The 23,834-nt window shown below is 38.2% G+C and carries 35 protein-coding genes; all 35 read left to right on the top strand.

All coding sequences use genetic code 11. The features are described 5' to 3' along the window. The first annotated feature begins 66 nt into the window (after nt 1–66). A complete protein-coding gene (locus ACZIX2_RS11170) occupies nt 67–564 on the top strand; it encodes a hypothetical protein (protein ID WP_463340169.1) in 498 nt (165 codons plus the stop codon). A 10-nt stretch (nt 565–574) separates the two neighbouring features. After that, nucleotides 575–733 (top strand): hypothetical protein, encoded by a 159-nt coding sequence (locus tag ACZIX2_RS11165; RefSeq protein WP_463340168.1) that lies wholly within the window; start codon nt 575–577, stop codon nt 731–733. A gap of 2 nt (nt 734–735) precedes the next feature. Next, nucleotides 736–1,446 (top strand): hypothetical protein, encoded by a 711-nt coding sequence (locus tag ACZIX2_RS11160; protein WP_463340167.1) that lies wholly within the window; start codon nt 736–738, stop codon nt 1,444–1,446. After that, nucleotides 1,443–1,853, top strand: a complete 411-nt coding sequence (locus ACZIX2_RS11155) for a hypothetical protein (protein ID WP_463340166.1) — start codon at nt 1,443–1,445, stop codon at nt 1,851–1,853. The genes ACZIX2_RS11160 and ACZIX2_RS11155 overlap by 4 nt, the downstream gene beginning before the upstream one ends. Nucleotides 1,854–1,867: 14 nt before the next feature. Beyond that, nucleotides 1,868–2,074, top strand: coding sequence for a hypothetical protein (locus tag ACZIX2_RS11150; protein ID WP_463340165.1), 207 nt, complete (start codon nt 1,868–1,870; stop codon nt 2,072–2,074). Nucleotides 2,075–2,145: 71 nt separating this feature from the next. Then, the gene (locus ACZIX2_RS11145; protein ID WP_463340164.1) at nt 2,146–2,421 is read left to right on the top strand and encodes a hypothetical protein; all 276 of its coding nucleotides are present in this window, start codon (nt 2,146–2,148) and stop codon (nt 2,419–2,421) included. A gap of 89 nt (nt 2,422–2,510) precedes the next feature. After that, nucleotides 2,511–2,903, top strand: coding sequence for a hypothetical protein (locus ACZIX2_RS11140; protein WP_463340163.1), 393 nt, complete (start codon nt 2,511–2,513; stop codon nt 2,901–2,903). A gap of 161 nt (nt 2,904–3,064) precedes the next feature. After that, entirely contained in the window at nt 3,065–3,295 is a 231-nt protein-coding gene (locus tag ACZIX2_RS11135; RefSeq protein ID WP_463340162.1) for a hypothetical protein, read from the top strand. A gap of 184 nt (nt 3,296–3,479) precedes the next feature. Next, entirely contained in the window at nt 3,480–3,836 is a 357-nt protein-coding gene (locus ACZIX2_RS11130; RefSeq protein WP_463340161.1) for a hypothetical protein, read from the top strand. Between the two features lie 25 nt (nt 3,837–3,861). Beyond that, the gene (locus ACZIX2_RS11125; RefSeq protein ID WP_463340160.1) at nt 3,862–4,074 is read left to right on the top strand and encodes a hypothetical protein; all 213 of its coding nucleotides are present in this window, start codon (nt 3,862–3,864) and stop codon (nt 4,072–4,074) included. After that, nucleotides 4,075–4,251, top strand: coding sequence for a hypothetical protein (locus ACZIX2_RS11120; RefSeq protein WP_463340159.1), 177 nt, complete (start codon nt 4,075–4,077; stop codon nt 4,249–4,251). 623 nt (nt 4,252–4,874) lie between these two features. Next, complete coding sequence (locus tag ACZIX2_RS11115) at nt 4,875–5,372, top strand: hypothetical protein (RefSeq protein WP_463340158.1); 498 nt, start codon at nt 4,875–4,877, stop codon at nt 5,370–5,372. Next, on the top strand, nt 5,369–8,047 hold the full coding sequence (locus ACZIX2_RS11110; RefSeq protein ID WP_463340157.1) for a hypothetical protein: 2,679 nt from the start codon (nt 5,369–5,371) through the stop codon (nt 8,045–8,047). Before ACZIX2_RS11115 ends, ACZIX2_RS11110 begins: the two co-directional genes overlap by 4 nt. Nucleotides 8,048–8,052: 5 nt before the next feature. Beyond that, entirely contained in the window at nt 8,053–8,331 is a 279-nt protein-coding gene (locus ACZIX2_RS11105; protein WP_463340156.1) for a hypothetical protein, read from the top strand. Between the two features lie 19 nt (nt 8,332–8,350). After that, nucleotides 8,351–8,908, top strand: coding sequence for a hypothetical protein (locus ACZIX2_RS11100; RefSeq protein WP_463340155.1), 558 nt, complete (start codon nt 8,351–8,353; stop codon nt 8,906–8,908). A 61-nt stretch (nt 8,909–8,969) separates the two neighbouring features. Then, nucleotides 8,970–9,527: a phage holin family protein gene (locus ACZIX2_RS11095; RefSeq protein ID WP_463340154.1), complete on the top strand. Its 558-nt coding sequence runs from the start codon at nt 8,970–8,972 to the stop codon at nt 9,525–9,527. Between the two features lie 2 nt (nt 9,528–9,529). Continuing rightward, nucleotides 9,530–10,057 carry a peptidoglycan recognition protein family protein gene (locus ACZIX2_RS11090; protein WP_463340153.1) on the top strand — a complete coding sequence of 176 codons (528 nt, stop codon included), beginning with the start codon at nt 9,530–9,532 and terminating at the stop codon, nt 10,055–10,057. 2 nt (nt 10,058–10,059) lie between these two features. Beyond that, the gene (locus ACZIX2_RS11085) at nt 10,060–10,278 is read left to right on the top strand and encodes a hypothetical protein (protein WP_463340152.1); all 219 of its coding nucleotides are present in this window, start codon (nt 10,060–10,062) and stop codon (nt 10,276–10,278) included. Next, nucleotides 10,275–10,859, top strand: coding sequence for a hypothetical protein (locus ACZIX2_RS11080; RefSeq protein WP_463340151.1), 585 nt, complete (start codon nt 10,275–10,277; stop codon nt 10,857–10,859). Before ACZIX2_RS11085 ends, ACZIX2_RS11080 begins: the two co-directional genes overlap by 4 nt. Before the next feature lie 26 nt (nt 10,860–10,885). Continuing rightward, entirely contained in the window at nt 10,886–11,758 is an 873-nt protein-coding gene (locus tag ACZIX2_RS11075) for a S49 family peptidase (protein ID WP_463340150.1), read from the top strand. Between the two features lie 25 nt (nt 11,759–11,783). Further along, a complete protein-coding gene (locus tag ACZIX2_RS11070) occupies nt 11,784–13,946 on the top strand; it encodes a hypothetical protein (RefSeq protein ID WP_463340149.1) in 2,163 nt (720 codons plus the stop codon). A 13-nt stretch (nt 13,947–13,959) separates the two neighbouring features. Next, nucleotides 13,960–14,787: a hypothetical protein gene (locus ACZIX2_RS11065; RefSeq protein ID WP_463340148.1), complete on the top strand. Its 828-nt coding sequence runs from the start codon at nt 13,960–13,962 to the stop codon at nt 14,785–14,787. Nucleotides 14,788–14,917: 130 nt separating this feature from the next. Further along, entirely contained in the window at nt 14,918–15,757 is an 840-nt protein-coding gene (locus ACZIX2_RS11060) for a hypothetical protein (RefSeq protein ID WP_463340147.1), read from the top strand. 1 nt (nt 15,758) lies between these two features. Continuing rightward, nucleotides 15,759–16,352 carry a phospholipase D-like domain-containing protein gene (locus ACZIX2_RS11055; protein ID WP_463340146.1) on the top strand — a complete coding sequence of 198 codons (594 nt, stop codon included), beginning with the start codon at nt 15,759–15,761 and terminating at the stop codon, nt 16,350–16,352. A gap of 51 nt (nt 16,353–16,403) precedes the next feature. Then, nucleotides 16,404–16,649, top strand: coding sequence for a hypothetical protein (locus ACZIX2_RS11050; protein ID WP_463340145.1), 246 nt, complete (start codon nt 16,404–16,406; stop codon nt 16,647–16,649). A gap of 4 nt (nt 16,650–16,653) precedes the next feature. Further along, entirely contained in the window at nt 16,654–16,833 is a 180-nt protein-coding gene (locus ACZIX2_RS11045; RefSeq protein ID WP_463340144.1) for a hypothetical protein, read from the top strand. Continuing rightward, a complete protein-coding gene (locus ACZIX2_RS11040) occupies nt 16,830–16,988 on the top strand; it encodes a hypothetical protein (RefSeq protein ID WP_463340143.1) in 159 nt (52 codons plus the stop codon). Before ACZIX2_RS11045 ends, ACZIX2_RS11040 begins: the two co-directional genes overlap by 4 nt. 260 nt (nt 16,989–17,248) lie before the next feature. Next, complete coding sequence (locus ACZIX2_RS11035) at nt 17,249–17,572, top strand: hypothetical protein (protein WP_463340142.1); 324 nt, start codon at nt 17,249–17,251, stop codon at nt 17,570–17,572. After that, nucleotides 17,556–18,188 (top strand): hypothetical protein, encoded by a 633-nt coding sequence (locus ACZIX2_RS11030; protein WP_463340141.1) that lies wholly within the window; start codon nt 17,556–17,558, stop codon nt 18,186–18,188. Before ACZIX2_RS11035 ends, ACZIX2_RS11030 begins: the two co-directional genes overlap by 17 nt. After that, nucleotides 18,160–19,860, top strand: coding sequence for a hypothetical protein (locus ACZIX2_RS11025; RefSeq protein ID WP_463340140.1), 1,701 nt, complete (start codon nt 18,160–18,162; stop codon nt 19,858–19,860). Before ACZIX2_RS11030 ends, ACZIX2_RS11025 begins: the two co-directional genes overlap by 29 nt. Before the next feature lie 129 nt (nt 19,861–19,989). Further along, a complete protein-coding gene (locus ACZIX2_RS11020; protein WP_463340139.1) occupies nt 19,990–20,487 on the top strand; it encodes a hypothetical protein in 498 nt (165 codons plus the stop codon). Continuing rightward, a complete protein-coding gene (locus ACZIX2_RS11015) occupies nt 20,487–20,810 on the top strand; it encodes a hypothetical protein (protein WP_463340138.1) in 324 nt (107 codons plus the stop codon). Before ACZIX2_RS11020 ends, ACZIX2_RS11015 begins: the two co-directional genes overlap by 1 nt. Further along, nucleotides 20,807–22,030: an SNF2-related protein gene (locus tag ACZIX2_RS11010; RefSeq protein ID WP_463340137.1), complete on the top strand. Its 1,224-nt coding sequence runs from the start codon at nt 20,807–20,809 to the stop codon at nt 22,028–22,030. Before ACZIX2_RS11015 ends, ACZIX2_RS11010 begins: the two co-directional genes overlap by 4 nt. Further along, nucleotides 22,027–22,689: a chromosome partitioning protein ParB gene (locus tag ACZIX2_RS11005; protein ID WP_463340136.1), complete on the top strand. Its 663-nt coding sequence runs from the start codon at nt 22,027–22,029 to the stop codon at nt 22,687–22,689. Before ACZIX2_RS11010 ends, ACZIX2_RS11005 begins: the two co-directional genes overlap by 4 nt. Next, nucleotides 22,689–23,831, top strand: a complete 1,143-nt coding sequence (locus ACZIX2_RS11000) for a phosphoadenosine phosphosulfate reductase domain-containing protein (protein ID WP_463340135.1) — start codon at nt 22,689–22,691, stop codon at nt 23,829–23,831. Before ACZIX2_RS11005 ends, ACZIX2_RS11000 begins: the two co-directional genes overlap by 1 nt. Nucleotides 23,832–23,834 lie beyond the last annotated feature (3 nt).

Genomic DNA, 23,834 nt, shown 5'->3' with positions numbered 1-23,834 from the left:
TCTCAGCGTTTGTTTATTCCTGTGCTCTCTACCATAAGATTTCGTGAAATAGAAAAACTATAGTGCATGTCTACTCGATATTTAGAAGTCCGTACCGCTTTGCGTAGCGCCTCCAAGAGCGATTTGTTTACTGGTGATGTAAACGACATGCACAGCAAACAAGCTGTAAAAGAAAATGTAGTGGTGTTTTATTTGGATCAAAACACAAAGCAAATAGCAGGGCCGTTTTACACACATTCGGGTTCCGACTTTTTGCAGCTTTACACCCGTTACGCTTTCAACTTGGTTGGAACCGTGCAACCGATAAGCAACACCCTCGGCAACGAATTTATATTCGATATGGTACTCAGAGAAGCCACCGCCGATGATGTAAAAGAAGCAGTGAAATTCATCAAGCTGCATCAGATATACTACGTTTTTGATGGGCACAGCATTACAGGGCCGCTTTATATCGACAATAGTGTAACGGTTTTATATCTCGACAATCTTTTGGCCAAAAAACAATTATTTGTACCCAATGAGCGTCAACATTTCAGAAAAAAAGAACACCAAAAATCAGCCTAAAAACTTAGTTATGAAAAAATATGTAGCCTATAAGTACGTCTCGGCATCCACCAACGAAGACATTACAGCACCAGATAAAACCGATTTGAGAGTAACCCGCATGTTGTGGTTTATTCTTGGGTTTTGTAGCTGCTTAGTCATTGTATACCTCCATCTTTTATTTTGTTAAGTATGAAAAATAATTATAAACCCATATTGTTTAGCACCCCAATGGTGCAAGCAATTCAAAACGGAACCAAAACACAAACGCGCAGAACCAAAGGATTGGAATTTGTAAATGAAAATCCTGACAACTATCGTTATGGAATCGTTGATGATGAAAACGACTCTTGTTATGGGCTTCGTTTTTTCGAGAACTTAAATAAACAAGTCCATCCTAAAGAAAAATACACTTTTGAAGAAGGCCCTTATAACATTGGTGATATTCTTTGGGTGAGAGAAAGCTTTTACACAGCCGAAAACTTTGATCACTTCAAACCTAGAGATTTGCCTTTTTACGGTATCAAGGTTTATTATTTGGCCGATGATGACAACGACTATATTCCTAAGCCATTGTATCGAAGTAAAATAAAGCCTAGTATTTTTTTACCAAAAGAATACGCAAGGATATTTTTAAAAATAACCAACATTCGAGCGGAAAGGCTTACAGACATAAGCGAAGAAGATGCAGTTTGTGAAGGCGTTGAACAACAATTTAGCAATTTATTCAACGAGAAAAGATATAAAGACTATGCTAATGTAAAAAGCGATTGGCGTTCGGCGATTAGTTCTTTTCAATCCTTATGGGCAAGTATAAACGGCTTTGATTCCTGGAGCAAAAACCCTTGGGTTTGGGTAATAGAATTTGAAAAAGTAGAACGACCAAATGATTTTATACCATGATTACCATAGTAGAAAAATGGGGAGCGATGTACCTATGTTTTGACCAAAAGGTAAAAATCAGCAAGGCAACGCTCACCACTACCGCAGGAACCACGATTGCTCCAGGGGAGAAAATCACCAAGATAGGGAGTAAAAAAAGAACCTCGTTTGCTTTACAAGAAGGCGTTTACATGGAATACGAAGGCATTTACAAAGAAGGCAATGTGAAGTATGCCGTTTTCAATTGTCCTGACCACGATGACAAACCCAATGTGCAGCTCGAGTTGTTCTCTGCTCCTAAGAAAGAAATGCAATACCGCTATGTTTTTAGCTGTGTCATTGTCAAAAAGAAGCTACATGCTTTTTTGATCCACACCAAAAACGGCAGCAGAGACATTGATATATCAACGATAAGCAAAATCAACTAAAAAAACAGGAGAAAATGAGAGTATATATTAACGGAATATGGTATGATGCAGAGCAAACACCTATTCAAATTGAGTTGTCAAATGCAGATAAAAAGAATATTGCAAATATGCATGAAGACGCATACAATTACATATGTTTTCCAGACAACATGGAATGGGAGGCAGTCAAAACACAATTAAGTGACACTCCTGTTGATGGAGGAAGTTCTTTTAAGACATAAAAAAAATCATGCTCTTAACGTTCCAGTATAGCGAGTAATGCAAAACCGATATTTAATTAAAAACAAAAGCCATGAAAAGAATACCAATAGAAAAAGCAAATGAACATAGGTTTGATATGGAAGAATTAGCCTGTGTTATCCTAGGAATAGATTATGACGAAATAGATGCCGATTCGGAAACAATAGAAGATGAATTGTTAGATCAAATTGGAGTTGATTTAGAACAATTTGGAGAAATTGTAAACCGATTGTTGCCGCTTATTGATATTGGAGAAAGCCCATTAACAAAAGAAAGATTTAAAGGTTTTTCAACAGGTCAAATGTGGTTAGCAAAGATTCCAGTCTAATTGCTGATAACGTCCGTCAGCCTAGCTAGATTGAGGACAATTCAAGACCCAAACACGCAAACAAAAAATTAACTTTAAATTTAAAAACAATGATTTCAAACACAAAATTATCCCGCAATCTTGCCAAAATAATGTTAGTGACTGTTTTATTTGTTGGTTGCAAAAAAGACACTAGTATTAAATATCCTATTTACTCTAAAGTGCAAGTAAAATATATTCCTGATAGTCTAAAAGTAAAACATAGAGAATGGATAAAAGAAACCGTTAGAGCTTCCAACCAACATTTATCAGCAGGAGATTATGAGGACGTTGACCAAACTATTATTCAAGCTAAATGGACGGCTAACGAATTGTTTGAAGTTAGAACTTGGGGACTTAGAGTGCAGTTAAGTGATCGTAATTTTGATCATATAGACTTAAATCCAAATGAGCTTAATTATTATGAAAAGAAGATTCTTGATAGTTTGGTTAATAACCACTAACCGTTGCGTGTTGCTTTTCGGCTGAACTAAGAAAGCCGATTCACATCCGCCACAAAACAATGACAACAAACACAAACAAATAAAACGATTAATAACCAATGCCGAAATACCCTAGTGCTTTGTACTAGATGTTATGAGATGGCTTTATAAACACAAACAAAATGGACTTAGAAAATTTTATGAATGAAAAATACGTGACTCATTGGGCAGAAAAATTACAATTAGGCGATAGATGCTTAGCCACAATAAGACACGAAACAATAGGAGAGTTAAACAGGCATAACGTTCCTGTTATTGTTATAGAAAACATTATCTCTGAAAAAAAGATTAAAGGTTCTTTTTTTGATGAAGTAGGATTTATCAATTATTGCGAATTGACAGCTATTGGTTAAGCTATCTCATAACGTTTGTGCTATGAGAGGATTTTCGGATTAGCGCAAAACCTTGCTTCCAACTTGTAAAAAATCTTTACAAGTACAAAACAATAAAACGATTAATAACCAATGCCGAAAATCTCTTATAGCACTTGTTAGGCAATCGGTTATTTTTTCACAACATTAATTAAAAAATAAAAAAATGATACAAATTAATGAATTAAGAATAGGTAACCTTATTTCTCTAATTGGAAAAATAGTTACAAAAGTAGAAGGATTTGATATTTACGATAATATGATTTTAACTTCTGATTTTGCTGAAAGAGAAAATGATTATTTTGAGGGAATACCAATAACTCAAGAATGGTTATTGAAGTTAGGATTTGAAAAAATAGGCTCATTTTATAGAATTAGAAACAGTAGATTTGTAGAAATTCTTACACACGATAGTGGAATAGATGTGTGTAATCATTCGGTTTGTTTGCCACATATAAAATATGTTCATCAACTTCAGAATTTATACTTCTGTTTAACGGGTGCTGAGTTAACTGTTGCCTAACTCACCGCTACAAGTAAACTAACTTATGCAAAACATTGAAAACAAGATACTTATAAAATTTAAAATATACGATCATATCGTGTGTTTGAACGATGGTTTATTGTATCAATTGGAGCATTGTCCGCGCAAGAGAACCAAAGTGTTCCGGAAACTCACCTACAACGAGAAACGAAAGGCCTATTACATCAATGGAACCTTGGTCACCAAGAAACGTCTACATCAACTAAAACTCCCGTAAATGGACAAACAACAAAAAGAAAACAAGCTCAGAGCCATCAAAAACGCTATTTGGTTTTGGCAAATGCGTTATAATGGCCATCAATTTTGGTATGACAAGAAAACCTACACCAAAGAATGGTGCCTTAAACAGATCCAGTATTTCGAGCAAATGCAACAAGCTGCCGAAAAAGAATAACCACTCCTTCCCGAGTGGTTTTTTTGTTTTCCTAACGCCTGAGAATCGCGTATATGAAAACGAAATGCATATTGGGCCAAATAAGCAAAAAAATACACAACACCACTACCCTTTTCATTTCCTACAAAAAACAAGCGCACTACACTACCTCAAATTACAATTATTGCACAGGCTAAAAATGAAAAGCGCGAAATGTATTACACGATACTACACCCCACACCCCAATAATATAAAACCCTGTAAAATTTTGTAACTTTGTAACAATATGCTCAAAGGTCAGGAAAATGGGCAAAAAAACGTTACAATTCTATTTTTTTTTTGTAACACTTGTTACAAAAAAATTGTAACAAAAAAAAGGGTTACAAAAATGGTTTTTTCTTTCATCTTCTCGTTACAAAATGGTTGTAAATAAAAAACCCTTATTCTATAAGGGTTTAAAGCTTGTTTTTGGGGTCGGTTACAATGTTACAAAAATTTCTAGGTTTTTTGGGATTTTTAGAAAATACTAGAAAAAAGAAATACTTTACTTTTTACATAAAAATATACTTTAAATACATTTTTATTCTTACAAAATATACTATTAATACATTTTTTTGAGTATATTCGTAGAAACAAAAAATAGTATGCAACTGCTTGATAAAGTATCGTTTAACCCAAACATTTGCGGGGTCGAATTGGCCTTTCGTGGTGAGTTATCCCCGTCCAGTATTCCGGAATGGCAGCCGTTTTATGATTCGGCTATGTTTGCTGTTGATTTTACCAAAACATATATAGGCTTAGGATCTGTGGCTTTTGCCGAGGAATCTAAAGAGAATCCAGCAGGAACCTCATACAAACAAAGCCTTACCATACGTTTTCCTGCATCCGATGCAAAACGTTCTGAAAGAATAGCCTTGATGAACCAGGTGCGTTTTATCAAAATAAAACTCACCTCGGGCAAAAACATAGTAATAGGGCGTAACGATATGCAGCAAAATGCCCGCCCGAAAATTAATATAAAAACAAATATTAAATCCGCCGAAGTAGAATTTGAAACCGTATCAATATTTCCTTCAGGATTTGTCTCAGACGAAAACGCAATTGGCTTACCTACATTAATTCCTATATCCTTATACTTATGAGCGCAGATTTACCAATAGAATGGGCAGACAAAAAAAACAGCCCATTACTAGCAGATTTTATAGAAAAATACGGAGCCGAATATTGTATGACGGCCGAGGAAATTAACCAATTAAAACGAGCGGTTAATGAAATGGCTACCATACAACAATCCGTTTACCTAGGTGCCATAGAACCCACCTCGACACCCACAGGAAACGGGCGCGCCTATTGGACCGCTATTGCTCCCGGTACTTATACAAATTTTGGTGGCGTTGTGGTAAATAGTAACTCATTTGCTGTCATTTCTAGAAATGCTGCGGGTGCGTTTAGTGTGAGCCAGACGGCGTTGGATTTTACAAATTTAGTAACTAAAAAAGAATTCAAAGATATAGGCAAACAATTGTCTGTTGGAGGGTCTGTTTCTTTTTTTTATGAAGGCGGGTACGTTAATACTAGTGGAGGAATTAATCCTGCGGATATTAATGATTATAAATTAGTTGTTTTTCCTGTTCATCCTGGGGAGGAATATATAGTCTATAGTGATATATCAAACGAGTTATGTGCTTACATGTCTTCTGATTCTGTTCAGCAGTCTAGATTTACATTGAAGTTAGGCAGGAATGATATTAAGATACCTGTAGGGTGTAATTTTTTGGCTATTACATTGGAATTTACAACTGGTGGCGTTAAATATGGAGATTGGAAAAATGTAAAGGTTGATTTAAAAACGCCTCTTGTTTCTGAATTTATTGGAGCAGCGAGTAAGGCTAGTGACGCTTTTAGTGTTGTTGAGGAGGGGAAAAATTTGTTCAATCCTTTGTCTGTTTTAAATGGGTACTATATATCTACTACAGAAGGGTTTTTAGTTGCTGAAAGTTCGTGTGCAGTATCATCTATGATACCTGTAGTTGGAGGAGAGATGTATTATTTGTCGGGTAGAAATAATGGAGGCTTGACTGAAATTAGATTTGTTAATGCATTAGGCGTCAATTTGAAGCCTTTGAATCCAGATACTGGAGTCGAGTTGTCTAATTACTCTCTTGGTTATATGAATGGAAGGGTGTTGGCTCCTTCTGAAGCTGTGTATTGTCAGTTTACAATAAAATTTTTAGGCGTTGGTGTTTTTAATAATATTCAATTCGAAAAAGGTAGTGTTGGTACATTTTTCGAAAGTTTTGGTTTTAAAATTAAGCGAGAAGCTTTAGAACCATTTTTGTTGGATAAAGGAGTTCGTTTGAAAAAAGATGGGGACATGGTGTATATCGCTTCTTCGTGGGACTCTAATTTTGATTTAGTCAAGTCTGTACATGTAAGAAATATGTCTACTTATCTTAATAATCCAAATGTTAATTTTATCAATGAGTATTTGTGTGAAAAAGGCGGGGATCCTTCTGTGGTTTCTTTATTTTTAAAAGGTTCTGGTGATGATATCTGTCCTGCATATGTCAATGGTTCGTATGTAGGAGGAAATCATTCTTGGACGCAAGGTTACAATGTGTCTATGATTGGTCATGGTAAGGTTTTGTCAGATGTGGGAAGTGTTTATAAAAATGCGTCTAACGTGGAATTTGTAATTGCAAGAATTGTCGATGTTGATAATATCTGGATGATTTCTAAAAATCAAGCAGTTGATGGTTATAGTTATTCGTTTGCTCAACCTCTAGGTGTCTTGACTTATTATAGTAACGGTGCCAACACTGGAAATATAGTGGTATCAGCTTCTTTTGGGTTAGGTAATACTTATACAACAGTTGCTCCTTCTGCTGTCAATATTCTAATTGATGGAAAAAAAGAAATCTCCGAGGATGGTACTTATTATGGCAAATTTATTGATATAATAGAATCTTATGATGTGTTGGATCTTCCGAGTATTGTGCAACAGTTAATTGCTAATAGACCTGTTGGAGGGTATTCTTCCAGTCCACAGCTTAATAGTCTGCCTGGCACGCAAAAAATATTTAATCATTCTCTTAATTACAGGTTTACAAGAAACGGAAATACGGTTGTGAATACTACTTTTCGAGCGTATAAAAAATTAGTTTTTAATTTTCATGGCTTTGTTCAATCTGGTCCATTGGCTAATGGTTATCTGTACGTTCCAAAATCTCTTCCTATTTCAGATAGTTCTACTGTATATGACCTGCGTAAAATTTGTAATTGGACTAATCCACCCGCTTCTCCTTTGAATTTAACCCCGTCATATTGGGAAAATCCTACTAGTCCTCCTGATAGAGTGGTGAATTTTAACTCAAAAGTTTCAGTTATGCTTGGATATTTGACTGATAGAGGTGTGCATTCTGATAGAAAAAATGTCGTTCATAATTCCATGTTTCTGTATACTTCTAGAAAACTATATCCTATGGGTGTAAGTAGTCAGAACCCTGTTGTTATAGAGCCAAACTCATTTTATTCAAGCGTTGCTTACAGGGCTTATACAAATCCGGAGAATAATCCTTCTGGACGAACAAATTATGTATTTGTTGAAGTCGGCAGTGATGTTTTTCTATTCTTAGATTATCATGGTTCATTGAGTGACGTAATAAATGTTGAATCTGAATGGATAGGTAGATCTATCAAGGTATATGAAAAAAATAGTAAGTGTGTACTTATAGGTGATGTTATTAATGGTAAGATAGAAGTTGTTAGTACAGCTAGTGAAAATGAGCCGGGTTACATCGTTTTGAAAATTTCGTAAAAGAAATGGAATCCCTAAGAGTCCTCTTCGCAATAGTCTTCCTGATGACGGCAGTGATGTACGTGAATCGGGTGGTGTCGCAAATCCTTAGCGAGCGGCTTGTGTTGTTGCGCATAGTGATTCTTTTCGTCACCACGCTGTTGTGCTTGTACGTGGTAGATATTGTCATCTACTTTGAGCGGCCACTCCTGCGTGTAGAATCCAGAGATAAGATTATTGAAATGATCAAATATCTTCTTGCTGGGATGGGGGCGCTGTTTTTTTATAATAATCAAAAGAAGTAAACCAATAAAACCAAAAACTATGTCAGTAGTTCCAATAGCCATTCGTCCGCACTTGATTCCTTTTTTCTTCAAAGAATGCGAAGGGAAAGAGGTGAGTTATGGTAACCGTAAGGTAAAAGCGGTCTTGTTCTCTCCTCAGTTTTCATCCCTGGGGCGCATGATCCGTTTGTTGATGGTGAAAGCGGGTCGCCCGCTTAACGTGGATCACTTTAATTTATACATGAGTGTGGTAGACGAAGGTGGTTCTAAGCGTTATCAAGGTAATTTTTATAAATACGAAAACGGGCGCAATTCCTTTTTGCAGCTTCCTAAAGAAACAACAGAGGATATTAACGACTTGATGGAGGATTTATTCCGAATGTCTTTTGTTTCATATGTAAACGGTTGTGTAGAGAATAATTGCGATGGTGTTATTGTGTCTGCTATAGATAAGTTTATCGATAAATATGATTTGTTAGAATGTGGATTTTCTAACGAAACGCTGCGAAGATTGTACTATAGAGAACGAAAAACAGATAAGATAGCGTGTCGGTTTCAAAATAAAAAATCGCCAAACGTGGTGCGTTTCAACGCGTAAATACATGTCACATTAAAGTTTAGGGTTGTAGGCTATTTTTGATTAAATCAAACCCTAAATCATGAAAACACTCAATTACTTACTCAAAGGCTTTGGTTATGATAATCTACAGGATTTCAAAACCACCATGTTCAAAATTTTCTATCAAGACAAAGCAGGTTTGTATCTAGCCATGAGCTGGATACTTGGAACCATTAAGACTTTTATCGAAACCTCTACAGGATTAGATATTGCCATCTATGTGGCTTTTGTGTTCTTGATCGTGGCCGAAGTGCAAACAGGCATAAAAGCCTCGGTAAAAGTGAATAAAGAACGCATTAAGTCTAGAAAAATAGGGCGAATGATACTGAAAATAGGCGTGTATAGTGCTATTCTTTATGTGTTGTTCACCTTTTCATCAGGTATGCCTGCTCCTGTGGTTCTTGGATTAGAGGTAAATCCGTTTGTGTGGTTGTACTATGTGGTGTTTACCGCTATAGTAATGCAATTGCTGATTTCATGGTTAGAAAACTTAGGTACATTGGGGTATAAAGAAGCTGGTGGTGTGGTTGGTATTATACTAAGAAAATACAACCGCTGGTTTGAGTTTGATGGGAGTAAAAACGCTGATGCTGTATAGATATGAACAGAGCTAAAAACATTCGCTACATCGTGGTGCATTGCCAAGCAGGACACGGAACGTTAGAAAGCATGAAAGCTTTCTGGAAAAACAGTTTAGGTTGGAAGTCTCCAGGTTATGCCACATGGATAGACTATGACGGTACGGCTCATAAACTAGCCAACTACAATACACCTACCAATGGTGTACAAGGGTTTAATTCGCAATGTTTGCACCTGTGTTATCGTGGTGGCGTATTACATGAAGATGTAAAAAAAGCAGCCGATACCAGAACGCAAGCGCAAAAGAATGGATTGCTTCAAGAGATCCTATCAATGATGAACTGGCTGCACGACAACGGCAATGATTTGCAGAACGTGATGATTGTGGGCCATTATCATTTCTCGAATGATAAAAACAAAAACGGAGCGATTGAACCTTGGGAGCGTATAAAGGAATGTCCTTCGTTCGATGCGTACAAAGAATACGAGGATTTGATGTTGAAAGAGAATCCGATGTATCACAAACTAAAACTGCCTAGAAACCGATAGTTATGGATCCAGAAGAAATGATTTGTTATTATTCCGGTAATGAGACTTTAGAAAAAGCCAAAGCATTTGCCGAAAACCTAGACGAAAAAATTTTAGAGAGAGGTATTAAAATACGTTTTGTGCCTATGGAAAGTATAGAAAAGGGCCGAATCGTGCTGAAGGGGGATAAAGAAACTATGAAACAAATGGGATTGCGACTACTTAACACAAAAAAACGATGAGAAACGAAACATTAAAAGCGTTATTGTTTTGGTTTGTGGTTCTTGCCTTTGCTATTATGGTCAATAGCTGCGGCAGTACCAAAAAACGCCTGCAGGAACAAAGCTCACTGATACAAAACGAATCGCTTGTGCGCAAAGAACAGTCGGAGCAGCAAGAACTCAATGTGAAAATTGAAACATCAAAGGTTACTGATGCTGTTGCTAATACCATAAAGATCAAGAAAACCTACACTCCTATCCTACCCGACAAAAAAGCAGTAGCAATAGACAGTCAAGGCAAGCGTGTGGAATTGGAGAATGCTTCGCTAGTAGAGGAAACCACGCTTCATCAGGATAAAGAGCAAGTGCGTCAGGCAGGAAAGTCAGAAGCGGTGGAAACCAAAGGGAAACAAGCTAAAGAGGTCGGTAAATCCAAAGCTATCGAAAAAGCCAATGCACAGGATAAAATCATAGATAGAAAAGCAATTCATTTTTCAGTTTGGATTTGGTTAATACTCGTTGCTTTTGTTGTCTTGGTAGTAACTTACTTAAAGTATCGCTTTAAGTGGATTTTTAATGTCACAGGCTTATTAAATAAATAAAATCAACTTCGTAAAAAATATACACCATGAGAGTAGACAGAATGTTAATGGATATGATGCGCTCCGATTGGCTTATGAGTCAAGAGGGTATTTTGTCCTATGCGCCCATAGCTCATAAAATCATTACCGGTAATGCTGTGGACATGGCGCCCAAAACGCACGCTATTATGAGTGTGATCAATGAAAACGGCAAAAAGGTACAGCCTGACGAAAACGGAATGATTACCGCTCCCAAAGGATCGGTAGCCGTTATTGATATGATAGGACCCGTAATGAAATACGGCGACTGGTGTACCTATGGTGCTGACGAAATTGTGGGAGCTCTTAAAGCCGCCGACAAAAATCCAAACATTGTAGGAACGATTTTTAATATCGATGGTCCAGGGGGAAGCGTATCGGCAATTGGTGGATTCTTAGATTTTGCTAAAGTAAAAACCAAGCCTGTAGTAGCTATTGCAGATCAATGTGCCTCGTTGCACTATTGGGCTATGTGCGCTGTAGCTGATTTAAAAATGGCCGATAATGATGTGTCTGCGCTTTTCGGTTCTGTGGGCGTTACGACTTCCTTTGCGGACAATCGTAAGTATTTGGAAAAACTAGGTTATGAGTTCCATGACATCTATCCTGACGAAAGTGAGCATAAGAACTTAGCGTGGCGAATGGCTTTGGAAGGTAAATATGATATGATCAAAGAAGAGCATTTGTCTCCTTTGGCTATCAAGTTCCAAGAGGCGGTGCGTGCCGCTTGCCCTAATTTGAAAGAAGAAGTAGGCGTATTGACCGGTAAAACTTTTGGGGCCGACAAGGCTTTGGAGTACGGCATGATCGATGCCATTGGTACGCTAGACCAAGCCATTCAACGGTTACATGTATTGAGTGAAACGAAACACTATATCTAATTTTTAACCCCTAAAATCATTTATTATGAAATGGAAATTAATGGCTAAGACGGTCGCAATGTTTACGGCGCTGCTTGGTTTGAAAGAAATTCCGATTGATGGCGAAGCACAGCAAGTCAATTTGGATGATGCGCAACGACAAAAAATTGTCGATGCCCTCGGCGAAGATTTGGCCGAAAAAGCGATTAACGGTATCAATTCCGAGATTAAAAACATGGCGCAGCACAATCTGGACTTGAAAGCCATTCAAGATGAAGTGGATGCCTTGGTGCAAGAATCGAATCTTACTGAAGAGGAGATTAAAAACATTGCTAAAGACGAAAAAGGCGACTCTGCTACTTTAGCTTCTTTAAAAGCCATTGGAGAAAAGCAAAAAGAAATGGCACAAACGATTGCAAAATTAATTAATGATCCCGAAGGTGATGCTCCGCTAGCGGTAATCCACGGCAATAACAAAAACATGAAACACTCAGCAACACACTTGTTTGGTAGCGGAAAAAGCTATGATGCCTTTGAAGGTGGCCGTTCTTGGAATGCTCGTATGAGAGATGGAGGCGTGAAAGCTACAGACTTTAATCAAAGTGGTGTCATTCCGTTATTGCAAAGCGATATGGAGCATTTTGTGGAAGAAAACAACGGAGTATTATCTTCTTTGTTCAATGACTTCCGTGATTTGCCAAGCCAATGGAGCCGTAAAACGGGCGTTTTGGATCGTGTGAGTGATGGTTATATCATTCCTGCCGAAATCGTGCAAGGAAGAGCCAAAGGATGGTCTCCTAAGAACAAATTCAAAATTGCTTCCGAAGAAGGTAGAGTGTATCGCAAGAAAATAGATATCACTTTTGATGGTTACGAATTGCAAGAAATTGAAAACACTTGGATCAGACAATACAACGCCAACGATGGTTCTCATCCTTGGAAAATGTCGTTCATTGGGTTCTTGTTGTCTGAAATTGTAAAACGTCAAATGCTGGATGATCGCAATGCGCAAATCAATGGTATTTTCGTAGAGTCTCCAGAAGGTGATGGCAAACCAGGTGCAGCAGTGAACTCGCAAAACGGGTTACGTTTCTTGTACTGGTACCACAAAGAAATCTCTAAAAAATTCCGTCCGTTTGACATTGGAGCGCCAACCGATGCGAATATCGTGGACCACATCAATACCTTAATCGAGTTGATACCTGAGATTGAAAGAAAAGAGCAAGGATTAGAAATTCAATTGTCCTCTAGATGGTTGAAAGCGTATATGAAACGTGCGGGCGAATTGTACCCAAAATTATACAGCACTGATCAAGGGAAAATGAATTACTCATTGATGAGTCCGATTGATTACCCGAACATCATTTTCCAAGAAATCATTGACCAAACCAAATCAGATTTTATTGCGATCACGCAATCTAAAAACATTGAAATCTTGGATTACAATGTGTCTGAAAAAGGGAAGTTTACGATTGTTCACGACAAGAGAGATACCAACATTTTTGCAGATTACCGTTTGGGAATCCGTATCAAATTTGTGGGAACTAAGTTAGAAGCGGGTGACCCAAGAGAATTTGAAATGCAAAAAGTATGGTCGAACAACATGCCTGTATTTGGAAACGATGTTTTTGCCCCAACCTTTGACATTGACAATTCTGGAATTGTAAAAACAGCTTTCTCAAACATCGAGGTGGATGCTGCTTGGAAAACTGATATTGTTAATATCGAGTATGCAGGAAAAGGAACAGTAGTGCGTATCAAAGGAAACACAGGATTGGCAGCCGCCAAAGCGGTGAAAAGCAACGCTAACTTATTGTTGACTGCTGATTTCCCATTAAATTCAGGTGGAACCTTGGTATTGTTTGCGCAAGAAGACGGAAAATTCAAAGAATTATCTCGTACTACTACGCCTCCGGTTGTGCCAACGGCTGATGTTAATTTCACTTCAGGAATTATTGATTCTAAAGGGGGAACAGTATTCAGATTTGCTGGAACAGCTACACAAGCGATCGGTAACATATTGAGCGGTGTAGAGGGTAAAACAATCAAGATTTACGGAACCGATACGGCTTCAGTAGACGTGACTTTATCTGATGTTGGAAATATCAATGTAGCTAGTGCAGCCACATTAGGAGATAGCAACGATTACGTGCAGCTGACTTATGTTGATGCCGTATGGGTAGAAACTGGAAGAAGTATAACTGTTTAATACCAGATAAAAAATGGGACTTTATATTAAAAAAAATGTGTTGAAACCAGCGGGAATATCCGCTGGTTCGGCAGCAGCCAAAGAACCAAACGTAACCATCATTGATGTAGAGGATATTTTATTCTTTCCGCCTAGCGATGACAATGGGGTTAGGTTAGTAGGTAACTTTGGGTTGAAGGCAGGTGCAAAAATGTACCAGTTTTATTCTACCAAATCCAAAATATCTGCGCCTTATGAAAGCGAAGGTGATGAGGATTCTGTAAGCATCACACAAACGTTTGATGCGCAACATCCGGGTAATGAATTGGAGATAAAAGAATTCATTCAGAACTGGATGGGCAAAAACGTGATCATCATTCATGGGACTTGTCAAGAAGCTTGGAGAGAAGTAATGGGAACACCTTGTGCGCCGTTGCAATTGTCGCCAAGTAAACAAGACAATAACGATGGGCGTTTTCATATGTTGAAATTCAAATCGTTTGCCAAAACGTCTTTATTGCCTAAGCATTACGAAGGAGCTTTATTGTTAGGTGCGCCTCATGCTGTGGCTTTGAGTACTGCGGTAGCGGTAAATACTGCAAATGGTGCGTTCTACAAACTTCCAAGTTTGGCCACTACTGCAGCTATTGGATTCTCAGAAGTGTCATTGCCTCACGGAACTGTAATACAGTTGATAGGTGGCGGTGGTGCTGATCCTGCAACATTGGCTACTGGTGTAACCGATAAGAAAGCCATCTTGAAAAATGGTGCTACTTGGACAGGATTAGAAAATGCATTTATCAATTTAAAAGTGTTCACTGCTGGAGCCATGACCTTCTTAATTGAAGAATCTAGAGGATAGTTGGTTTGTTTAGTTAATTATTATTTTGGTAAAAAGCCACTGTTTTTGCAGTGGCTTTTTTCATGTCACAACATTTTTGGTAGGTAATTACCAATTTTACAATCACCTTAAAATAATTAAACGAAAAGCCATGAAACAAAACGTAATTGAGTTCTTAAAGAACCTCCCCGAGAGTCCTTATGATCAGTTTAATGAGGCGTATGAACTGTACCGAAAATCAGACGGAAAAAACATTCATGTTGAACGCTCCTTGAATACCGCTGGGTTTTCTGAATCGAGATTAGAAAACCTTTTGTATGATCTGAAAAAAATTCACGATATCAGCGATATCGAATTGGTTGAAACGCCAGTTATTGAATTGGCCAATGAAACAGGGCAAGAAGTTGCTGCAGGCGAAGGAAGCGAAGATACTACTAACAAGGCTGCCATCACTACTCCTGAATTGCTAGAGCATAAGGACGAGAAAACAGGTTTGTCCGTTCGTGAGGAATTTCCATTCTTGAACGATAAGGATTGTCCAGATGAATTAAAGATTCTTGTGGCCGATAAAATAACGGTTTGGAAGATTTACGTTGAAGCTCACGAAAAGTTAGGGCAAAAAGAAGCGGGTACGCTTGAATTGACTCCTGAAGAAGAAACCGAGTTGGTAAAAACAGCAGCGGAAGCTTTTGAAGAAAATCAAAAGATCTATGCCGAGTTGAACGCTTACAAAGAAACGGGTAAGATTTTGGGCGAACATCCTATCTTCAAAAAATTGCAGTTTGCTCGTGAAGTAGAGGAAATGACCAATGAAGAATTGTTTAAGTACAAAAATGCTTCGGCAAAATATTTTACCGACAACAAAAAGCAGTTGGAAAAAGCTATTGCCGACAACAAAGAAGAGCGAGTGAAAGAGATTGAAGCTCGTGTTTCTGATCGTGAAATTAAGTTGGCTTTGGTCAATAAAAAGTTAGGCATTCAAACCAAGTAATATGCTTTTTAATTACAAAGAACTCGCCCCTACATCGTCTCCAAAAGAGAAGGAAAAAGGGAGCGAGTTATTTACCTCAAAATACTTGGCTGCGCATTACCAAAAGGTATCGTGCTTAGAGGATGATTTGTTTAGAGTGCCTACACAGGAGGAGTTTTTCTTTTTGCAAAGCGACACGGCTTTTAATGCGTTCACTTTTATTCCGTTAATTGCTAAAGCACATCCAATAAAAGAATTACATGCCACTACTTACAGTATTAGTAGAAAAGTAATTGAAGCTTTAATCGAGATGCACGACAGCGGTAGTATTGAGCGCATCACGTTGTTGATTTCAGATAGCATGATCAAGCGCAATCCAATTGTAATAGACAATTTGATGGCGATGGCGCAAAGCCGTCCGAATTTAACGGTGCTTTATGCTTGGGTACACGCCAAAGTGTGTTTGATGCAAACGCACGACAATTATTTTGTAGTGGAAGGTTCTGGGAACTGGAGCGAAAACGCACACTATGAGCAATACACATTTGGCAATAGCAAAGGCTTGTATGATTTTAGAATGAAACTTTTTACAGAAACGAATTTGAAAAAGTATTAAAGCCCCCTAGCCCCCGAAAGAGAGAATTATTAACTGACTTAAAACAAACCTATGGTACCAATCCCTTTTAAAGAATCGAATATTGAACTAAAAAAACCCGCTTCAATGACGGATGAAGAATGCGGTAGCTTGCCTATTTTTCAATCAGATGACGGTACTTGTATTTCTTGCTGGACGGTTTCGTTTTGGAAAAGACTAGCGTTTTTATTCCATGGAAAAATATGGCTTGGGATTCATTCTGGAAAAACTCAACCTCCTGTGTGGTTAGATTGTACAAAAACAGTATTCTTAAAATAAACCTATGAAATCATTTTTAAAATTATGCCTCGGCACGCTGTTGGTTTTCATTGCCATGATCCTTGTGATTGGGTTGGTGCTTAGCTTTTCGGGTGTGGCGGTGGCTTTGGGAATTGTCGCTTTAGTGGTGGCGGTTCCTGGACTGATAGTCCATTTTTTTACCAAAAAAAGAAAATTAGTATGAAAAAAATAGGCTATGCTTTGATAGTGGTTTCATTTGCCATAGGAATTGCTTCAGAGCATTTGCCTAAAAGTTTTGATGTAGCGCCTTTTGTTGTCTTGGCTTTTTGTTATCAACTGTTGGGATATTATGTTTTAATACTGGATAAAAATGAATAGCGAGTTGTATTTCGGAATGTTTGGATTTCTTCTAGGGGTGCTGTTTGGTTTTCTGATATATGCAGTAATTATTTTTTATACAAGTCCTTCAGGAGTTCCAAAATATCCAAATCCGCCAGCTCCTCCTGTTTTAAGAAACAAGGAATTGGTGTGTTATAAAGAATGTGGTAATACCATTATATCTTCCTATAAGAGGGATGCAATCTGTTTAAATTGTGGAAGTAGCATTGTAAAACCTGAAATTTCTAAAATTAGAAAAAATGAAACTACTTGACCTTAAATTTTCCGAAGAGGAATTTACAGCAATACATGATTTAGCAGGCAATAATTATGCGCCTGAAAAGATTGCCCTGTACTTGGATGTGGATAAGAAAGCGTTTATGAAGCTCTGGTACGACAAAGAAAGTACCGTGAGACAAGCGTATGAACGAGGGAGATTGATTGCCGAATTTAACGTGAACAACAAACAAAAGGCTTTGGCTGAAAGTGGCAATATTACGGCTGCTCAAATCTTTTTGAAGGAAGCCGAAAAAAACGAAATCAATAACATTAGAAACCGAATATTGTATGGCGATGACTATTGATCAAATTGACCTAAAAGATATTTACGAATTCATGGAAAAGGGCAATGTGAATAATGCCCCTGCTCCTATCGTGGAATATTTGGAACTGCTGGACAAGGTGCGGGCTATGTTTTTGCGCATTGATAAATTTGGAAGTAAAGAAATGATAGTAAAACACCTAATGACGGTGGATAAGCTATCGCGCTACAAAGCCATGCAGGTGTGCGATGAAGCGCAGGAATATTTCTATTGTGATAGCCGAATTTCGAAAGCCGCTTGGAAAAACATCTACGCTGATAAAATGGATAAGATGATCAACTTTTCGATGCAACTGGTCAAAGATGTTTCTGATGCGCAAAAAGTGGTTAAAATGCTGTTGGATGCTTCCGTACTGCGTGGCGTGAACGAGCCAGATGTGGAGGAACTGCCAGCCGAAGTGTTTCAACCGCCATTTGTGGTGTATAGTTGCGATGCTGAATTTTTGGGTATGCCTAAAGCGAATCGCCAAAAACTATCCGAAATGATAGACAAACTCCCCGAACTGACCGAAAAAGAAAAAATACAAATCAAGCGTGAAGCTTTGGTTTTACCTTTAAAAGCATTCCCAAATGAGCAGGAAAACGCACGTAAGTCTTAAAGATACCGATGTAGAAGGCCGTTTTGCCAATTGGGTAAAAATGGTTGTTTTTTTGATTGCTCCTAAACATTTGCGCCTTGTGGCTGGTCGTGCCATGGCAAAAACTACGGATATCATTGCCGAAAGGTCGCAAAACATCATTCACGATATGCCGAAAAGCTATCAAGTATTGGTGTCTGACACCTATACGAACTGCTTGAAAAACATTGCTCCTGCCTTGCTTGAAGGTTGGAACCGTAAAGGCTGGCGCGAAGGGATTCATTATGTGACCGATAAACGACCTCCCTCCCACTTCAAACTACCTTACAAGCCTGTGGAAACGTATAAGCATACGATTTCCGTATTCAATGGCTGCTTTATCAATTTGGGTTCGCTGGATCAACCGGGAGGATTGGCGGGTGGTTCTTACCAACACATGTACGGCGATGAAGCGCGACTGCTCAAACAACAAAAATTAAAGAAATTGACGCCTGCCATTCGTGGGGAATACACCTTGTTTGGTCATTCCGTGTACTATCGAGGGACTACGTTTACTACCGATATGCCCAACATTATCGATGGCGATGATGATTGGATCATGCAGGACGAAAAGAACATGGACTTAGACCAGGTGCGTTTGGCGCTGGAAGTGGGTTTAGTCTTGAACGAAATCAAGAAAGAAATTTTGTCGCACAAGCAAGTGGGCGATTACGAAGCCATAGAAAAACTCAAAGCCAACTTAGTACGATGGACTGAAAAATGGATCAGGGTGCGCAAGGATTTGACGTTTTTTTATGTCGTGAGCTCGTTTGCTAATGTGGATATCCTGACCGAAGGCTATTTTGCGGATAGCTTGAAAGCTTTGGGGATTGAAGAGTTTAAAAGCGCTATTCTATCCTTGAAAGTCAACCTAAAGAAAGGCGAAAAGTTTTATGGTAGTTTAGGCGAACATCATTTTTATGACGATGGTGTGATTACTTCCTTTTACGACCAGTTTTCGTTGACGGAGGAAATAGAGGAAAGCAGTTTGGCTTTGCGGTACGTGGACCACAATGCGAAACTAGAGGGCGGTATGGACTTTGGAGATATGTGTAGTTTGATCATTGGGCAAAGCCGAGGGAACTACTTATATTGCCAAAAAGAGTTCTATACTTTGGCTCCAGAAAACGAAATCCACATGGGGCGTAAATTCTGTGAATTCTTCAAACATCATAAAGTAAAAGTGTTGGACTTGTACTATGACCGCTCGGGGAACCAAAACAGCAAAACCAAACGCGATTGGGCGAATGCCATTAAAAGAGCGATTGAGTTTGATAATGGCGTGGCCACAGGTTGGCTCGTGAACTTAATGAGCGAAAATCAATCTACGATTTACCAAGAAGAGGAATATGCGTTTGCCAAAGAAATGATGTCCGAAACGAACAAGGAATTGATGAAAATCAAGATAGATAAGTTTCAGTGCAAGTGTTTGAAAAGCTCCCTAGAACTGACCAAAATCAAGATAAAAACCGATGCCAAAGGCAGTAAGTCGATGCACAAGGATAAATCGACCGAAAGCCTACCGCTGTACTTGCGCCCGATGTTCTCGACGAACTTCTCGGATGCGTTCAAATATTTCATCTATCGTCGTAACTGGGTGGCTTTGGTGAATGATCACGATGAGTATCGAGGGGAAGATCCTGGGGTGATATAATTGTTTATATTGGTTATAAATAACAAAAAAAGTGATTGTTTTGTTTGTATATATGTATCTTTTAGCATACATTTGTAAAACAAAATCACAAACAGTCCGGCGCAGGACGGTAAAGTCTGCATTAAGATTATGGAAAATTCAACTTACATTTTCGTTCCTTATGCTAGTTCCAATAGAACAGCATTTCTTTCTAAACTTGTAGAAAGAACAGAAAACAATTTTAAAGATAAAGATGCTAACGGCGTGTATCCTGTAGCTCCTTTTGAATTTTGGAAACAAGATGACAAATACTTTTCTGAAAACCCAAATTGCTGTACTGCATATCTTTTGGTTGAAGCTCCTGAATGGTTTAGTTCAAACGATCTTGAAACTCTTGCTGCTGCTGTTGAAAAAGGATTGGGAAAAGATTATGGTAATTCTCCTATTCGTGCGATAAAAGCCAGCAGAGAGCATTTAATGATCGAAATTATCGAAATGATGTCTAAAATTAGAGAGTCAATTGAAAACAATAAAGAAATTGATTTTGCTTCTCCGATGGTCTTAAGAGGTTTAAAGTTGGATTATTTTGTTGCTTTCAATAAAATATACATCTATCAGGAATCTTCAAACAAATACGTTAGATTCTAATGAAAAGTTTATGTTATTCGGTAAGACTGGAAAGCCTTACCGTTGTATCTGACAAATGCTATAAAGCTATCGCTTTTGATGGTAGCGAAGCATTGATTCCCAAAAGTCAGGTATTCGGGCAAGACTACAGCGTACAGAAAAGCGAAGCGTACTGGATTAGTGAATGGATTTTGAAGCAAAAAAGCCTTCAATATTCAGCCAAAAAGCAAGCGTACTTTGATACGGTGACCAGAAAAGAAGTGCCGCATTATGTGGTTACCAAACACACACCACAACCAAAAGAAGCCTTAGACAACAACACCATAAACGAGTTGAAGAGATGACAGGCCTACTCCCACAACAAACAGCTGTAAAAACAAAACTCCTGCCGAACAAGGTAGGGGCTTTGTTTATGAAGCCCGGAACGGGTAAAACCCGACCGACATTGGAAATTGTGAACTCGGTGGAAGATGTCGATTTGGTGGTGTGGATTGGTCCACTAAGAAGCATCAAACCAAAGGATGGGTTGTCTAGTATTATTGACGAAATCAACAAATGGGGCGGTTTCAATTGTCCAAACGTAGTGTATATGGGTATTGAAACTTTGCAATTATCAGACCGTGCTTATTTGCAGTTATACAAACAAATTGCCTCGGCTTGGCGTTGCTTTATGGTAGTGGATGAAAGCATAAAGATGAAAAACTTTGACGCCAAACGTACCCAACGCATGCTGGAACTGGGTAAGATGGTCGAGTATAAATTGATTTTGAATGGTACGCCTATCACCAAGAATTTATTGGATTTATGGAGTCAGATTCAGTTTTTGTCGCCATTGATTCTTAGAATGGATTACGGGGAATTCAAGAATACTTTTCTGAAGTATACTCAGGTTACCAAGCATTTAAGCGGTAAGCGTAGTTATACCAAGGAATTCATTACGGGGATTGAAAATATTGATTACCTCTATTCGCTGATTGGGGAGTATATTTTTGAGTGCGATTTGAATTTGGATATCAAGCAATACTGGAACAATTATAGTTACACGCTATGCGACGAAACTAAAGACGAATACGACTACTTGAAAGAAAAGTATCTGGATGATAAAACATTAGAGGAAAAAAACAACAATATTTTCCTTGAAATGACCCAAAAAATGCAACATACATATTGTTGCACTGCGAATAAGTTTGAAGTTTTGGAGGAGCATTTTAAAAAGTGGCCACAAGAAAAGCACATTATTTTTTGCAAGTTCGTGCGCTCTCAGGAGGAAGTGAAAGCTGCATTCCCAAAAGCTCAGGTGTTGAGTTACCAAAAGGAATCGATGAGTTTGAATCTTCAAAATTATCCTTATACCATTTTTTGGGATAAAAATTTTGATTGGGGATTGCGAGAGCAAGGCACGTTTCGTAACTACAGAACTGGAAACCTAGAAGATTGTTATTATTGGGATATGACTGGAAATGTAGGGCTTGAAGCATTGTTTGACAAGAACGTGAAAGCCAAAACAAGTATGGTAGAGTATTTTAAAAAAGTAGGTAGAGAAAATTTAAAGAAATTGTTATGAGCAGCAACAGAGAAAAATTAGTAAATCAGCTTTTTATAGGAAAGGTAGCAGATGTAATTGGAATTGAAGAAGTAATAAGGCTTAAAAAAGAAGCCGAAGAAACTTTTCCAAAAGAAAAAAGTTTTAAGAGCCCAGTTTATAATGTGATAGCTGTGCCAATTGACAAAATTGAAGCAAACGATTATAATCCTAATCACGTGGCCAAAAGAGAAATGGAGTTATTGTATCAAAGTATTAAATGCGATGGGTACACGATGCCGATTGTGTGCTTTTATGATAAAGACCGCGATAAGTATGTAATTGTGGATGGTTTTCACCGTTATACCATCATGTTGCGCTACAAGACTATTTTTGAGCGTGAAAATGGGATGTTGCCTGTATCGGTCATTGAAAAAGACATTTCTGATCGTATGGCATCGACCATTCGCCACAACCGAGCAAGAGGGAAGCACGAGGTAGAGCTGCAAGCTTCACTGGTTGGAATGCTCAAAGCTGGATGGGATGAAATTAAGATTATGAAGGAGTTGGGAATGACTCTCGAAGAAGTACAGCGTTTGATTGGCTTGAAAGGAATTGCTAGTGAAATTCAAGGCGTTCCCTACTCCATCGAACGACAAATTAAAGAAGTGGAAGAGGACGTGCAACCTGATTTTGAGTAATGGCTAGAACGGTAGTTAGAGGGACAGTTGATGTACTGGAAGCAGTTGAGAAAAGAATTTCTTTGTTGTTTGATTTGTACGACAACATTTCGCTGTCTTTTTCGGGAGGAAAGGACAGTACGGCTTTGTTTCATTTGATCAATGCCGAAGCTAAAAAAAGAGGTCGGAAATTTATTCTTTACTTTCAGGATCAAGAGGCCGAATACCAAGGGACGATTGATTTTGTGGAATGGGCGATGTCTCAGCCAAACGTTATTCCGTTGTGGTATCAGGTTCCTATTTTTATGACCAATGCAGCAAGTCAGCAACAATTGTTTTTGTGGGCTTGGGGCGAAGGCGAAGAATGGATAAGGGAAAAGCATCCGATGGCGATTCATAGTATTGACAGAATGTATCCAAAAAGGTTTCATAAATTCAATTTGTGGGTAGGTCAGAACTTGGAAAAGAAAATGAAAGGCAAAAGCGTTTCCATAATCGGACTGCGAGCTGAAGAAAGTCCAGACAGGCGATTTGTGATGTTTGGTGAAGATTCGGAGTTGTTTTGGTTGAGACGAAAAAACAAGCCGCACAAGGCGTATCCGATTATTGATTGGAAGTACACAGATGTTTGGAAGTATTTGATTGAAAACAATCTAAAATACAATCGGATTTATGACAAAATGTACATGCTTGGTGGAAATTTGAAAACCTTTCGAGTGTCGAATTTGGTACACGAAAAAGCGTTTCGATGCCTTACCGACCTGCAGGAACTAGAACCTGAAACCTATGATAAATTAGAAAAGCGATTACATGGCGTTCATACTGCAGCCATTTATGGTAAAGAAAATTTGATGTATTCCATTAAATCTTTGCCTGAGAACTTTAAAACTTGGAAGGAATACAAAGAGTTTTTAATGTGTTCTATTCATCCTGATTTAAAGCGAATTTTTGATTATCAATGGTTGCGACTGCAACATGTGGAGGATGAAGATTGTTTCAAGTATATGGTCAAAAGGATTTTACTTTGTGATTGGGAGGGAAATATTACCAGCAAGAAGTGGACGTTTGGCGAAAATGTAAATTACACCAAAGAACAACTTCTTGAGCGAAACGGCATGAGAAAAAGTGATGAAATAATACAGAAATGGATGCAATTATTATAATTA

This window comes from Flavobacterium riviphilum (genome assembly GCF_055231795.1).
Note: the sequence above shows the minus strand (reverse complement) of the source record. Positions and strands in the feature narration are given on the sequence as shown.